Origin of the sequence: Rhizobium ecuadorense, assembly GCF_001187535.1 — a bacterium.
In the GTDB taxonomy this organism is placed as follows: domain Bacteria; phylum Pseudomonadota; class Alphaproteobacteria; order Rhizobiales; family Rhizobiaceae; genus Rhizobium; species Rhizobium ecuadorense.
Map to the genome: position 1 here is coordinate 1 of NZ_LFIO01000512.1, position 14,380 is coordinate 14,380.

At 60.1% G+C, this 14,380-nt stretch carries 11 protein-coding genes; 10 read left to right on the forward strand and 1 reads right to left on the reverse strand.

The genetic code is table 11. The annotated features are described in order from the left end of the window. Nucleotides 1–496: 496 nt before the first annotated feature. Nucleotides 497–1,483, reverse strand: a complete 987-nt coding sequence (locus AF337_RS11620) for a LacI family DNA-binding transcriptional regulator (RefSeq protein WP_049732309.1) — start codon at nucleotides 1,481–1,483, stop codon at nucleotides 497–499. A gap of 380 nt (nucleotides 1,484–1,863) precedes the next feature. Between AF337_RS11620 and AF337_RS11625 the strand changes: the two genes are divergently transcribed. The 10 genes from AF337_RS11625 (at nucleotide 1,864) to AF337_RS11670 (ending at nucleotide 14,376) form a co-directional block, all read left to right on the forward strand. Beyond that, on the forward strand, nucleotides 1,864–2,931 hold the full coding sequence (locus AF337_RS11625) for a glutamate cyclase domain-containing protein (protein ID WP_049732279.1): 1,068 nt from the start codon (nucleotides 1,864–1,866) through the stop codon (nucleotides 2,929–2,931). Between the two features lie 486 nt (nucleotides 2,932–3,417). Continuing rightward, nucleotides 3,418–4,581 carry a Gfo/Idh/MocA family protein gene (locus AF337_RS11630; protein ID WP_049732280.1) on the forward strand — a complete coding sequence of 388 codons (1,164 nt, stop codon included), beginning with the start codon at nucleotides 3,418–3,420 and terminating at the stop codon, nucleotides 4,579–4,581. A gap of 11 nt (nucleotides 4,582–4,592) precedes the next feature. Beyond that, a complete protein-coding gene (locus tag AF337_RS11635; RefSeq protein WP_049732281.1) occupies nucleotides 4,593–5,450 on the forward strand; it encodes a sugar phosphate isomerase/epimerase family protein in 858 nt (285 codons plus the stop codon). Between the two features lie 70 nt (nucleotides 5,451–5,520). Further along, nucleotides 5,521–6,507, forward strand: a complete 987-nt coding sequence (locus AF337_RS11640; RefSeq protein WP_049732282.1) for a LacI family DNA-binding transcriptional regulator — start codon at nucleotides 5,521–5,523, stop codon at nucleotides 6,505–6,507. An 86-nt stretch (nucleotides 6,508–6,593) separates the two neighbouring features. Continuing rightward, nucleotides 6,594–7,532 (forward strand): substrate-binding domain-containing protein, encoded by a 939-nt coding sequence (locus tag AF337_RS11645; protein ID WP_049732283.1) that lies wholly within the window; start codon nucleotides 6,594–6,596, stop codon nucleotides 7,530–7,532. An 82-nt stretch (nucleotides 7,533–7,614) separates the two neighbouring features. Then, complete coding sequence (locus AF337_RS11650) at nucleotides 7,615–9,159, forward strand: sugar ABC transporter ATP-binding protein (protein WP_049732284.1); 1,545 nt, start codon at nucleotides 7,615–7,617, stop codon at nucleotides 9,157–9,159. After that, a complete protein-coding gene (locus tag AF337_RS11655; RefSeq protein WP_049732285.1) occupies nucleotides 9,156–10,202 on the forward strand; it encodes an ABC transporter permease in 1,047 nt (348 codons plus the stop codon). Before AF337_RS11650 ends, AF337_RS11655 begins: the two co-directional genes overlap by 4 nt. A 106-nt stretch (nucleotides 10,203–10,308) precedes the next feature. Then, entirely contained in the window at nucleotides 10,309–11,082 is a 774-nt protein-coding gene (locus AF337_RS11660) for a LamB/YcsF family protein (RefSeq protein WP_049732286.1), read from the forward strand. Continuing rightward, nucleotides 11,075–12,667, forward strand: a complete 1,593-nt coding sequence (locus AF337_RS11665; RefSeq protein WP_049732287.1) for a 5-oxoprolinase subunit B/C family protein — start codon at nucleotides 11,075–11,077, stop codon at nucleotides 12,665–12,667. Before AF337_RS11660 ends, AF337_RS11665 begins: the two co-directional genes overlap by 8 nt. Beyond that, nucleotides 12,664–14,376 (forward strand): acetyl/propionyl/methylcrotonyl-CoA carboxylase subunit alpha, encoded by a 1,713-nt coding sequence (locus AF337_RS11670; protein ID WP_049732288.1) that lies wholly within the window; start codon nucleotides 12,664–12,666, stop codon nucleotides 14,374–14,376. Before AF337_RS11665 ends, AF337_RS11670 begins: the two co-directional genes overlap by 4 nt. Nucleotides 14,377–14,380 lie beyond the last annotated feature (4 nt).

The following is a 14,380-nucleotide window of genomic DNA, read 5'->3' on the forward strand; positions in this document are numbered from 1 at the left end:
CTGGGTGCCGCCGCAGGGCGGCGAGGGGCCGGTCTATCCGAATATGTGAGGCGGAGCGGCACGGTTATCTTATCGTCAGAACGCACACCCAATGGCGACTACGCGGAGGTAATATGATTGCGGATCTGGAACTAGCCAAACGCGAGGCCCATGAACGTCCTATTTCTGCAACGCATTTTAGTCTTTGCTGTTCAATGATCGGCAGGGCAGGACTAAAATACCCTCTCATGAAAAGAGTGCTTTTGTCTGTTCGACGGTTTGCTCGCTGTGGTCGCAAACGTGTTAATCCGTGAGTTGCGCCTCGATTTCGGGCCAACGGGAAATGGAATTTTCCGCGATTAAAGCTCAGGTCGGCGCTGCTCGACGAGCTATTCGTGAGCGAAATTGGCATCTAGTTACGATCGCGCTATGTGGCCGGAATTAGCTATCCGGCCGCATCGTCGCCCGGCGTCATCGCTAGCGCCTGCGAGCGCCCAGATTGACGCCAATATGCATCCTAAGCGGACTGCCTGATCTTAATCTGAAACGGCAATATGATTTTTGCCGCCTCCTCAGGCTGCCCCTGAGGAGCCTCGATTAATCGAGCTATTGCAGGACCATAATCGAATGCAGGAACGGTTACGGTTGACAGCCAAGGAGCCAACCAGTCGTTTAGACGATTGTCATCGAACCCCATCAGTATGACATCGTCGGGGACGGCAAGCCCTAACTCAAGTGCCGCACGATGGACACCATAAGCGATCATATCGTTGCCGCAAAAAATGGAGAGACGCCTTTTGCTTTTTGAAAGCAACTTCCGCCCCTGTTCGTAGCCGGCCTCCATAGTGTACGCAGCCTCGACCCTCTTGACTGGACCTCTGTCGCCTAGACCAGCAATGAAACCATCAAGCCGCTCGCTGCTTCCTGAATAATTTTTCGGACCGTGGATCGCCACGCAGTTCACATAACCACGCTCCGCAAAATATTGGCCGACTGCCATGCCCGCAGCAAAATTGTCGACGCCCACATAGGGAGCAACTATTCCCTCGGCCGGACGACGATTTACGAAGATTATGTTCTTTTGTCTGGAGCACAGTTCGCGCAACCGTGGGGTGTCAATCGCGCCTTGTAAAACGATGGCCTGGGCTCGCAGCCCCTGCGCATCCGCGAGCAGACGATCCTGCTGCTCAGCATTTTCCGCCGCATTTGCCAGAACCATCGAAAGGCCTGACGACTTCAGAGAATTCTCCAGAGATGCGGCAACGTCAGCTGTAAAATGGTTCGACGCATCTGGCACGAGCATCACCACAACGCTGCTTCGAGCAAGACGGAGAGACCTTCCGATCTCCGAAGGAGTATAGCCAAGAATCTCCGCCGCTTTCTTAACGCTTTCAATTGTGTGAGGGGCAACCGCATCGGCTTTGCCACCAAAGTATCGTGACACGGTTGCCGTAGACACGCCCGACAGGCGCGCGACGTCTCTAACAGTAGGCGGCTTGGTCATCGCTAAAAACTCATATGACTTCTTCTGGCATCCGCTCTGTCGAAGCGAAAGTCTGATCGCGTCGTCAGCAAAGGGCACCCTTCATTGCGAACAGCAGGTCGTCAAGCAATTTCAGCCGTTTGTCGCTGAACGGCGATTGTCAATTAAACGCCGGGAAATTGTCGAAGTCAGTTAAGGGATTGGAGGTTCGCAAGTTTCGGTATGCGAATCCCAGCCATCGACCAACATGAGCGCTGATGTAATCGTTGACATCGCTACAAATACGTCGTTGTATACGTTAACATCGGCGTCGACGATAGAACGACGTCCAGATGTAGCGGCAATGTCTATACAGAAAACCAAAACCCTTAGTTGTCCACTCAGCCTTACCGGGAGCCACTATGCTTGATCTGCAAAACGCCAAGGGTCAGAATATCGCCCTGACGATCGAAAACTTCATGACGCTCGATCTTACTGGTGTGGGCCTTATAGGGAAGATCTATAAGGCGTTGCAATCGCGTCAGCCTGGGCCTGCCTGCATGGATGCGGCCAACCTGATCGTTGACGTCGTTCGCGAAAATCGTGGCCCGATCGTAATTGCGACCGGCTTTCCTGAAGGCGGCGGCGTCCCGGAAACCGACGGCCCTGTAGGCGCAGCGCTCCTCGCGCGCGCGCTCTTCCTCGGGCTAGGCGTCGAGACCGTGATCCTGACCGATGACAATTGGGTCGGCATGATGGAGGGGACTTGTCGAGGCGCCGGACTTGCGCCGCTCTCATTCCCCGACGACGGCCAAATCAGGCCGGTCGACTTCGTCCGACCGGTTTATATTCGCAGCGTCCCCAAAGATACGGCCGGGTGCAAGGTCATCACAGATCAGCTTCTCGAGGTGACAAAACCTTCATTGGTGATATCGATCGAGCGGCCTGGGCAAAACGACAAAAGCCTTTACCATGGACTCGGCGGACGTCCGCTCGACAATCTTGTCGCAGATCTCGACCAGTTTTTCTTAAGTGCCAAGAAGCGCAAGATTCCCTTCATTGCGATCGGGGATGGCGGCAACGAACTGGGCATGGGGCTGATCGCTGAAGATCTCAAGAACTTTTCGCCCAAAGCCAAGGATAGCGGACATCCCGGGCGTGGCGGCGTTGCCGCGGCGACCGCGGCGGATCACCTCATCGTTTCCAATGTCTCAAACTGGGGAGCAACCGGGTTGATCGCCGCGCTTTCCGCGCTTTTGGAGAAACCGTCAATCTTTCACGACGGCGCTTTGGAACGCAGATGCATAGAGCAGTGTGTCTCGTTCGGGGGTGTCGACGGCATGTTCATGGGACCGGAGCCGGCTGTTGACGGCATTTCTGCCCGGGAGTGGGAAGGGCTCGTTAATGCGCTGCGCAACACGCTTGACCGATTGGCCGGGCGGGTCATCGGATGGAAAGGTGACAGTGGGGACTGGCGTCAATTGAAGTGACGAAGCATCCGACGGCTCGCCGACTGACGGCATACAGCCGCGGAAGCTCCAACCTTCAAGCTTGACTGTGAGCGCCGGATAATTACCGATCGCGATGATCTCATCGCGCTCGGATTGGCGACGGGGACGATCCATGATTGCCTCGACATTTTGCCCGCGCCTACAAGGGCTGAGTCTTGCTTGACAGAATCATTCCTTCAGCAAGGATCTATCGGAAACTGCCGGCTTGTAAGCGTTCGATAAAAGCGAATGCTGCTAGCCGGCTGCGCAGGGCATCTCCACCTCTCTACTATCATTTATCCTTCCTTTGATAGGGAAACGACGCCGATAGAATCCGGCGTCAACGAAAATGTAATCGTTGACATCGTGTTTTTTGTGATGTTGTATACGTTAACATCGCGAAATGGCGATCGAGCCCGACGGCTCGCAGGGTTCTGGAAAACAGGGTGCCGGCACATGCGCCGACCCTCCTTTGGAGGCTTATCAGTGAAGAAGTTGAACGTTGCGCTCATCGGCACCGGCTTTATGGGCAAGGCCCATTCGATCGCCACCGCGGTCGTGCCGATCCTGTTCGGTTCCCCGGTCGAAATCGAGCGCAAGGTGGTCGTCGATATCGACGAGGAACTGGCTCAGAACGCCGCCAAGCAGTACGGCTTTGCCGAATACGCGACCGACTGGCGCGATGTCGTCTCGCGCCCCGACATCGATATCGTCGACATCTGCACCCCCAACAGCACCCATGCCGAGATTGCCATTGCCGCGGCCAAGGCGGGCAAGCACATCATGTGCGAAAAGCCGATGTCGATGACGGTGGCCGAGGCCGAGGCGATGCTGGCGGCAGCCAACGAGACCGGCGTGGTGACGATGGTATCCTACAACTACCGCCACACGCCCGCCCTGCAGATGGCCAAGCGCCTGATCGACGAGGGCCGCATCGGCGACATCCTGACCTTCCGCGGCTATTACCTCCAGGATTGGGGCGCCGATCCGGATAAGCCGCTTTCCTGGCGCTTCAACAAGGCGCTGGCGGGTTCCGGCACGCTTGGCGACATCGGCACCCATGTGATCGATGCCGCACGCCTGCTCGTCGGCGAATTCGACCAGGTGAACGCCATCGTCAAGACCTTCATCCCGGAACGGCCGCTGCCGGCCGGTCGCTTCTTCGGTCCGAGCGGGGCGGCCTCCTCGGAAAAGGGCAAGGTCGACGTCGACGACACCGCGCTGACGATGATCAAGTTTGCAGGCGGGGCGCACGGCACGATCGAAGTGACGCGCAATTCCTGGGGCCATCATAACCAGCTCGGCTTCGAGATCCATGGAACCCGCGGCTCGATCGCCTTCGATTACCAGCGCCTCAATGAGCTGCGGGTCGCCTTTGCCGACGATCCGGCGGATGCCTTCGGCTTCCGCACCATCTATTCCGGCCCGAACCAGCCCTTCGGCGACAAGCTGTGGCCGGTGGCCGGCATGGGGCAGGGCTACATCGATATCAAATCGATCGAATGGTACAACTTCCTGCAGGCCATCGCCGAGAACAAGCCGGCCTCGCCTGACTTCAGGGACGGCGTGCAGATCGAGCGCATCGCCGAAGCCATTCTCGTCTCCGGGCAGAACGGCGCCTGGGAAACCATCAAGCAATCTGCCGCCTGAAGGAGCCTTCGATGACCATCAAGCTCGCAATGCACACCTGGCCCTATGCAAGCAACCCGACCTGGCTGCCGGCCTATACGCTTGAGGAAACCATCCGTCGCGTCAAGAAGATCGGCTATGACGCCATCGAGATCGGCGCGGCCAGCCCGCATGTCTTTCCGCCGACCCTGAGCCCGCAACGGCGCAAGGATCTCGGCCAGATGCTGAAGGACTACGAGCTCGAGCTGGCCGCCATGCTGCCGGCCCATGGCGGCGGCCCCGGCAACAACGTCGCATCGCCGATCCCCGAAGAGCGCCGCTGGGCGATCGACCATTACAAGGACATGGTCCATCTCACCGCCGACTGGGGCGGCAAGCGGCTGATCTGCTTGCCGGGCTGGTACATCTTCGGCACCACCTACCGCCAGGCATGGGACTGGGCGGCACAGGCGATCGGCGAGATCGCCCGCTTCGCCCAGGACTTCGGCGTCGAGATCGTCATCGAGCCGACCCCGGAAGACAGCAACATCGTCAATACCTGCGACAATACCATCGACATGATGAAGGATGTCGGCGAGCCGAACGTGCGTCTGATGTTCGACAGCCATCACGTCATCACCGAGAAGGAAGTGATGAGCGACTACGTCTATGCCATGGGCAAGGATCTGGTCCATATCCACGCATCCGACAACAACCGCCTGCCGCCGGGCATGGGACGGGGGGACTTTCCAGCCCTCATCGAGGCCCTCGCCGAAACAGGATTCGACGGCTACCTCTCGATGGAGTGCGGCTTCCACCAGCGCGGCATCGAACCGGACTGGGTCGCACGCGTCTCACTCGAATACCTCAAACCAATCGTCGATGCGGCCAACGCTAAAAATCGACGGTAAAATGTAATCGTTAACACCGGCAGTCGTACATCAGAATGATGCGCGTGCCCGACCATCTAGGTAAGCATTGATGTCAAAGCCCCCCACGATCAGGGATGTCGCACGTTTGTCGGGTGTTTCGACTGCGACCGTCTCGCGATATTTCTCGGGAAAGGCAGATTCGGTCTCTCCTCATAAGATCGAAAGCGTTCGTAGGGCGGCCAAGTCCTTGGGCTATACCCCGTCGGAGATCGGCCGCTCGCTTCGCCTTGCTCAAAGTCGCGTGGTCATGATGCTGGTGCCCGACGCGACCAACCACTTCACGGCCGATATCGCCGTGTCGGTGGAAAGCGCGCTCAAAGAGATTGGTCTGTCGATGGTTCTCGCCAATACCGGCGAGAACGCGATCCAGCAGGACCGGCTTCTTGCCGACGCGCTGGGGCTGAGAGCGCGCGCAATCGTTCTTCAGGGAGCGATCGATACGCCGAAATTACGTGAACTGGCCGCACGGCAGAACAATCTGATCTTCGTCAACCGGCGCCCGGCTCAAGGAATTCTCGCGCCCTATGTCGGGATCGACAACTTCCAGGCCGGCTTGGCGGTCGGGCGCCATTTCGTCGAGCGCGGTTATACCAACTGCGTGGCGATCCACGGTCCGCGACATTATTCGGGCAGCACCGCACGACTGGACGGCTTCCTCGCCGGGATCGGGAAGGATGCCAAAGTTCTCCAGTTCGAGAGCGCCTATACCATGCAAGCCGGCTACGACTGTGCGTCGCGCCTGCTCGAAGCCGAGCCCAAGAAATACTCGATATTCTGCGCCAACGACATGATCGCCTATGGCGTCTATCGGGCAGCCCTCGAGAGAAGGATGCAAGTGCCTGAGGATCTGGTGGTTTGCGGCTTTGACGATAATCGCCTGAACGAATGGTTGGCACCCTGGCTTACGACAGTGAAGGTTCCGGCCTTGGACTTCGGCCCGGCCATTGCCGAACTGATTACCAAGCCGCGTCCCGATGACGAGCAGATCAAGAACATCATTCTGCCGTTCACACTGCAGCTCCGACAATCGGCGTGATCACTAGCCGTCCTTATAGGAGGAGGACGGTCCGGACAATTCTGGGTGCTTCCGGACGCTCGATCAAGAAACAGGGGAATAACGACATGAAGCGAATGATCCTTGGAACAGCGATGATGGCGCTTGCGGCATCTGCCGCGCATGCCGGTGATATCGGCGTGACCATTTCCCACTCCGACTCGAACCTGGCGGTTCTGGTGCAGGGCATTAAGGACGAGGCAGCCAAACTGAAGCAGCCGCTGCAGATCGAATTTGCCGAGGGCGACGTCAACCGGCAGCTGTCGCAGGTTCAAAACTTCATTGCCGCCAAGGTCGATGCGATCATCGTCAACACGGTGGAAACGTCGGCCACGCCGACGATGACGAAGATGGCGGCGGATGCCGGCATTCCGCTGGTTTACGTCAACAACACGCCGAGCGACGTCAAGGAGCTCGGGCCGAAGGCGGCGTTTGTCGGTTCCGACGAACATGTTGCCGGCATGCTGCAGGCGGAGGAAGTCTGCCGTGTCCTGAAGGAGGCCAAGAAGACCGACGAGGCCGGCATCCTGATCATCCAGGGCGTGCTGGCGAACGAGACGGCCGTGTTGCGCAGCAAGGCGGTTCATGACGTCGCGGCCAAGCCGGAATGCAACTTCATGAAGATCATCGACGAGCAGTCTGCCAACTGGGATCCGGTCAAGGCGCAGGACCTGATGACCAACTGGATCACCGCCGGCTACAAGCCGGTGGCGGTGCTGGCCAACAACGACGAAATGGCCATCGGCGCCGTCAACTCGCTGAAGGCGGCCGGCTGGGACATGAAGGATGTCGTCATTGCCGGTGTCGACGCCACCAAGGAAGCGATGCATTACATGCAAAACGGTGATCTCGACGTCACCGTCTTCCAGGACGCACTCGGACAGGGCGCCGGCTCGGTGGATGCCGCCGTCAAGCTTGCCAAGGGCGAGAAAGTCGAATCCCCGATGTGGATCCCCTACGAGCTGGTCAATCCGGCCAACGTCGAGAAATACCTCGCCAAGAACTGATCGCCGCCCGACTTCGGATGTGCCCGCAAAGACACATCCGAAGCCGGAACCTCTATGCATAGAAAGCAGAAGGTCTGCCACGATGCCGAATATCTCACCATCGACCGTCAAGGCGGTCCGGGAAAGCGGCGCTGTTCCGACAGCCGAATATCTCCTGGAGGTCAAAGATGTCCGCAAGGAATTTGCCGGAAACGTTGCGCTGGATGACGTCTCCTTCCGCCTGAGACGCGGCACGGTTCATGCCCTTATGGGCGAAAACGGCGCGGGCAAGTCCACGCTGATGAAGATCATTGCCGGCATCTACACGCCGGACGCAGGAGAGTTTTTCTTAAACGGCCTTCCCATTCGGCTCAGCAGTCCGCTCGACGCCCTCGACAACGGCATCGCCATGATTCATCAGGAGCTCAATCTGATGAACCATATGACGATTGCGGAAAACATCTGGATCCGGCGTGAACCAAAGAACCGTTTTGGTCTCGTCGATCACAAGGAACTGCACAGCCGCACCTACAGGCTTTTCGAAGAATTGGGCATTGATCTCGACCCCGACCAAAGGGTCGGTCTGCTTTCGGTTGCCAGCCGTCAGATGGTCGAGATTGCCAAGGCGGTTTCCTATGAATCGGATGTCCTGATCATGGACGAGCCTACCTCCGCGCTCACCGAACGCGAGGTCGAGCATCTTTTCCGTATCATCAGGACGCTGAAGGAGCGGGGAAAAGGCATCATCTATATCACCCACAAGATGAACGAGCTTTTCGAGATCTCCGACGAGGTGTCGATTTTCCGCGACGGCAAACACATCGCGACCAAGGCTGCGCAAGACCTGACCCGTGAAGAAGTCATCCGCATGATGGTGGGGCGCGAGATCTCGCAGATGTTTCCCAAGGTGGAGGCTAAAATCGGCGACGTCGCGCTCAGCGTCCGCGATCTAGGTCTCAAAGGTATCTTCCAGGACGTCTCGTTCGACCTTCATGCCGGCGAGATTCTCGGGATCGCCGGGCTTGTCGGCGCCGGTCGCTCCAACATTGCTGAAACGCTTTTTGGTGTGACACCGGCGACATCAGGTACGATCGAGATCAGAGGCAAGTCCGTCAACGTCAGTTCTCCCGCCGTCGCCATGGAAAACGGGATGGCCTTCCTCACCGAAGACCGGAAGGAATCCGGCTGCTTCCTGCTGCTGGACATTCAACAGAACATGCAGATGGCCGCCCTCCATGGCGGGTATGTGCGTCGCGGCTTCGTCGAGCAGAAGCGGCTGTCGCAGGACTGCGAGGCGATGACGACATCGCTGAGGGTCAAGACCCCCGGCATGGGCGAAAAGATACTGAACCTCTCCGGCGGCAATCAGCAGAAGGTGCTAATCGGCCGCTGGCTGCTGACAAAGCCGAGCGTCCTCATCCTCGATGAACCCACGCGCGGTATCGACGTCGGCGCCAAGGCCGAGATCCACCGCATGATTTCCACGCTCGCCTCCGAAGGCGTGGCCGTCATCATGATTTCCTCGGAACTGCCCGAGATCCTCGGAATGAGTGACCGGGTCATGACCATCCGGCAAGGACGCGTGTCCGGCATCCTCGATCGGGCTGAGGCCGATCAAGTCAAGATCATGGAGCTCGCAGCACAATGACGATAACCCCTGGGGCCACGGTTGTGGCGGAAAAGCCTGTGTCGAAACGCAAGTTTCACAGTGAGATGTCGATGGCGGTGGTGCTGGTCGGCATTGCCCTTGCCTTCGAGATCCTCGGCTGGGTCTTCGTCGGCAGTTCGTTTCTCGGCAACGAGCAGCGCCTGTCGATCATCATCCTGCAGGTTTCGGTGACCGGCATTCTCGCCGTCGGCGTCACCCATGTCATCATCACCGGCGGCATCGACCTGGCCTCCGGCTCGGTGGTCGGGCTGACCGCCATGGTCGCCGCCTCACTGGCCCAAAGCTCGACCGATGTGCGCGCCCTTTATCCCGCACTCACCGATCTTTCGCCGATCTGGCCGATCCTGGCCGGCCTCGTCGTCGGTCTTCTGGCCGGATGGATCAGCGGTGTCCTGATCGCCAAGACCGGCATTCCCCCCTTCATCGCCACGCTCGGCATGATGGTCTGCGCCAGGGGCGTCGCCAAGTGGTACACGCTCGGACAACCGATCGCTCTCCTGACGCCGCAATTCACCTGGCTCGGCAAGAGCTTCATCATCTTCGGCTTTCCCGTGCCGCTGCCGGTGATCATCTTTCTCGGCGTCGCCGTGCTCTCCCACATTGCCCTCGGTTATACGCGCTACGGCAAATATACCTATGCGATCGGCTCCAATCCCCAGGCGGCGCGCGTCTCCGGCATCAATATCGGCGCCCATCTGATCAAGGTCTATGCCGTCGCCGGACTGCTGTCGGGTCTGGCAGGAGTGGTCACCGCAGCCCGAGCCGCATCCGCCCAGCCGACCATGGGCACGGCTTACGAACTCGACGCCATTGCCGCGGCCGTCATCGGCGGAACATCGCTCGCCGGCGGCGCAGGACGCATCACCGGAACGCTGATCGGAACCATCATCCTCGGCATCATCACCTCAGGATTCACATTCCTCAAGATCGGCTCCTATTACCAGGAGATCATCAAGGGAACCATCATCGTCCTTGCCGTCGTCATCGATCAATACAGGCGATCAAAACAAGCAAGAGCGTGACCGGGCGGCAGAGCGACGTCTATGGACATGACCGGACCAATCCGATGATGTGGAGGTCGCGAAACTTCATGACGACCGCAAAGCGGCAACTGATAAGGCAGATAACATGGCAAGCATCGACCTCAACAGCGATCTCGGCGAAAGCTTCGGTGCATGGGCAATGGGTGACGATGTTTCGATGCTGTCGATCGTCACCAGCGCCAACATTGCCTGCGGCTTCCATGCCGGTGACCCGGTGGGCATCCTGTCCGTTTTAAAGGAAGCGGCAAAACGCGGCGTCTCGGTCGGAGCCCATATCGGTTACCGCGATCTCGTCGGGTTCGGTCGCCGCAACATGGATCCGTCCAGCGCCGAGCTCGTCGGCGATACCATCTATCAGATCGGCGCTTTGCAGGCTCTGGCAAAAGCCGCGGGCACCCGGGTGCGTTATGTAAAGCCGCATGGGGCACTGTACAACACGATTGCCACTGATGCCCGGCAGGCCTACGATGTCATCACCGGTATCAAGGCGGTCGATCCCTCGCTCGCCTTGCTGGCGCTTTCCGGGGCACCCATCGTCGAGCAGGCGCGTGCGGCCGGGCTGACGGTTGTCTGTGAGGCCTTCGCCGATCGGGCCTACAACGCCGATGGCAGCCTCGTCAGCCGCCGCCTGCCGGGATCGGTCGTCCACGACCCGGAAACCATTGCCAGGCGGATGCTGCGTCTGGTGGCGGACGGTCGCATCACGGCGGTTGATGGCACGGAGATAAGGCTCGAAGCGCAATCGATCTGTGTCCACGGCGATACTCCGGCGGCCGTGGCCATCGCTCAGACATTGCGCGAAGCATTGATGAGCAACGGCGTCGGCCTCAATCCTTTCACGGATGTCGACCATGACTGACAAGCTGCGTTTCCTGCCCGCCGGCAGCCATGCCTTTCTCGTCGAACTCGACGGTCTGGAAAAGACGCTGACGCTGCTCGATCGCCTTCTGGCCGATCGGCCGGAGGGGGTCGTCGAACTGGTGCCTGCCGCCCGAACAGTGATGCTCCGCTTCGATCCCCATGTGACGGATCGGGCACGTCTTTGCGCGCATATATGCGCTCTTGATCTCGGTCATCGCAGCGCTCGCCAGGGCGAGACAATCGAGATCCCAGTCAGCTATGACGGCGAAGATCTCGCCGAAGTCGCCGAAATCCTCGGCTGGCCGGTTGATGACGTCATCCGCCGCCACACGGAAGCCACCTACACGGTTGCCTTCACCGGTTTTGCACCCGGCTTTGCCTATATGACCTCGGACGATCCGGACTTCGACCTGCCGCGCCGCAAGAGCCCGCGCGTGCGCATTCCTGCGGGCTCCGTGGCGCTCGGGGGCAAATTCGGCGGCGTCTATCCCTCGGACAGTCCGGGCGGCTGGCAGCTCATCGGCACGACCCCATTGAAGATGTGGGACATCAAACGACCGCGCGCCGCACTTCTGGCACCGGGCGATCGCGTCCGCTTTCGTGACATCGCGAAAGGCGCCGTGGTTGCGGCCGCCGCTGTCCCGGAGCCCGAAGCCGTGCAAGCCGGGGAGGGACTTGCCGTCACCCGCGCCGATAGACCGGCACTGTTTCAAGACCTCGGCCGGCCCGGCCGCGGCAACCAGGGCGTGTCGGAATCCGGTGCGCTCGACCGTGCCTGCCTGACGGAGGCCAATCTGTCTGTCGGCAATCCGCACAATGCAGCTGCCTTGGAAATTGCTTTCGGCGGCTTCGCCTTCAAAACCGATCGACCGGTCACGCTCGCCGTGACCGGTGCGCCTGCGCCGCTTGTTATATCGACCGAAGACGGTCGTTCCATCGCCGCACCCTTCGCTCAGCCCTTCGCGCTCGATGCCGGCGACGAACTGACGCTCGGCTTTCCCACGGAAGGCATGCGCAGTTACATAGCGTTGCGCGGCGGTTTCGCTGTCGAACCCATTCTCGGCTCGGCTGCCACCGACACCTTGGCAAAAGTCGGGCCTGCGCCGCTTAAGGCAGGCGATGTTCTGGTGCCGGCCAACGCACCCGTCTCTGCCGTCGATCCCTTCCGGCGCGACGCACGAGCGCTGCCCAGAGCCGGAGATACTGTGACGCTTGACGTCGTCCTTGGCCCGCGGACCGACTGGTTCACAGCAAAGGGTATAGAGACACTCACAAATCAGGTCTGGCAGGTGACGGCTGAATCGAGCCGCGTCGGCGTGCGGCTCGCCGGAGCCGAGCCGCTGGAGCGGAAGGATGCCGCCGAATTGCCGTCGGAGGGCACACCCATCGGGGCAATTCAGGTGCCGCACAGCGGGCAACCGGTGCTCTTCCTGGCCGATCATCCGTTGACTGGCGGCTATCCGGTGATCGGTGTCGTGGCCAGCCACCACCTTGATCTCGCCGGCCAGATCCCGATCGGCGCCAACATCCGCTTCAATATCGTCGCCCCATTCGATCCGCTCGTCAGGGAAACCAACCGATGAAAAAATTGCTCATTGCCAATCGCGGCGAAATCGCCATCCGTATCAGCCGCGCTGCGCGCGATTATGGCATCGCCTCGGTCGCGATCTATTCGGATGCCGATGCTGCCTCGCTGCATGTCGACCTTGCCGACGAAGCCTATTGCCTGGGCGCCGGCCGCCCGGTCGACACCTACCTGAATATCGGAAAGATCCTGGAAATCGCGCGACGCGCCGGCGCCGATGCGGTCCATCCCGGTTACGGATTCTTGTCCGAGCGTGCCGAATTCGCGAGCGCCGTCATCAATGCCGGCCTCATCTGGGTCGGCCCCAAGCCTGAGGTCATCACGGCGCTTGGCGACAAGGTAGAAGCACGACGGATCGCCGAAAAGGTCGGGGCGCCTCTTGTCAAAGGATCGGACGGTCCTCTGGCCACCGCCGAGGAAGCCATCGCCTTTGCCCGGCAGGCCGGTTTGCCGCTGGCGATCAAGGCTGCCTTCGGCGGCGGTGGCCGCGGCATGAAGGTCGTTCATCGCATCGAGGATGTCGGCGAGTTCTTCGAATCCGCCGTGCGCGAGGCGAAGGAAGCCTTCGGACGCGGCGAATGTTATGCCGAACAGTTCCTGGAAAAACCACGCCATATCGAGGCGCAGATCATCGCCGACAGCCACGGCAATACGGTGGTGCTCGGCACCCGCGATTGCTCGCTGCAGCGGCGCAATCAAAAGTTGGTCGAGGAGGCGCCGGCACCGTTCATCTCCGAGGAGCAGCGCAGCCGCATTCACGATGCCGCCAAGGCGATCTGCGCCTCGGCCGGCTATACCGGCGCCGGCACGGTCGAGTTCCTTCTATCGCAGAATGGAGTCATTTCCTTCCTCGAGGTCAATACCCGCCTGCAGGTCGAACATCCGGTGACGGAGGAAACGACCGGCGTCGATATTGTCATCGAGCAACTGCGCATCGCCGATGGGCTGCCGCTGTCGGTCACTGAGACACCTGGCCCACGCGGCCATGCCTTCGAGTTCCGCATCAATGCCGAGGATCCGGGCCGTGGGTTTCTGCCGACACCGGGGTTGATCACGGGCTTTCGCGCCCCGTCCGGTCCCGGCATCCGGCTCGACAGCGGCGTGGAAGCCGGCTCCGAAATTCCCGGCCTTTATGACTCGATGATGGCCAAACTGATCGTTACCGGCGCGACCCGCGAGGAAGCGTTGATCCGCGCTCGCCGCGCACTTGCGGAATTCAAGATCGAAGGCGTCGCCTCCGTGCTGCCGTTCCACCGGGCCGTGCTGGAGGAACCGGCTTTCACCGGCGAGGATGGGTTCAAGGTCTTCACCAACTGGATCGAGACAGAATTCCGTGGCGTCGAGCCGGCTCCGCGAGTCGATCCGGTGGAAGGCGGGCTGCTGCGAAGCTTCATCGAGATCGACGGCAAACGCCATGCGTTCGGCCTTCCGGCTGGGCTGTTTTCGGGCGGCGCGGCTCCAAGAACGACATCAGGCCCTGTATCCGCTGATGCAAACAGCAATGCGCTGACGGCGCCGATCCCCGGCACCCTGCAAAAATGGAACGTCGAAGATGGCGCGCAAATTGCCGAAGGCGAGGCGGTCGCCGTGATAGAGGCAATGAAGATGGAAACCCGGGTGCTGGCGCCGAAGGCCGGCCGCATCTCCATCAAGGCCGCACAAGGCGCAGTGGTCGCGCTCGGTGCGGAACTGGCAACGATAGAGTGACGGA

Coding starts and splice junctions, on each gene's coding strand:
- AF337_RS11620 (WP_049732309.1), bottom strand. CDS start 1,483: ATGACCAAGCCGCCTACTGTTAGAGACGTCGCGCGCCTGTCGGGCGTG.
- AF337_RS11625 (WP_049732279.1), top strand. CDS start 1,864: ATGCTTGATCTGCAAAACGCCAAGGGTCAGAATATCGCCCTGACGATC.
- AF337_RS11635 (WP_049732281.1), top strand. CDS start 4,593: ATGACCATCAAGCTCGCAATGCACACCTGGCCCTATGCAAGCAACCCG.
- AF337_RS11640 (WP_049732282.1), top strand. CDS start 5,521: ATGTCAAAGCCCCCCACGATCAGGGATGTCGCACGTTTGTCGGGTGTT.
- AF337_RS11645 (WP_049732283.1), top strand. CDS start 6,594: ATGAAGCGAATGATCCTTGGAACAGCGATGATGGCGCTTGCGGCATCT.
- AF337_RS11650 (WP_049732284.1), top strand. CDS start 7,615: ATGCCGAATATCTCACCATCGACCGTCAAGGCGGTCCGGGAAAGCGGC.
- AF337_RS11655 (WP_049732285.1), top strand. CDS start 9,156: ATGACGATAACCCCTGGGGCCACGGTTGTGGCGGAAAAGCCTGTGTCG.
- AF337_RS11660 (WP_049732286.1), top strand. CDS start 10,309: ATGGCAAGCATCGACCTCAACAGCGATCTCGGCGAAAGCTTCGGTGCA.
- AF337_RS11665 (WP_049732287.1), top strand. CDS start 11,075: ATGACTGACAAGCTGCGTTTCCTGCCCGCCGGCAGCCATGCCTTTCTC.
- AF337_RS11670 (WP_049732288.1), top strand. CDS start 12,664: ATGAAAAAATTGCTCATTGCCAATCGCGGCGAAATCGCCATCCGTATC.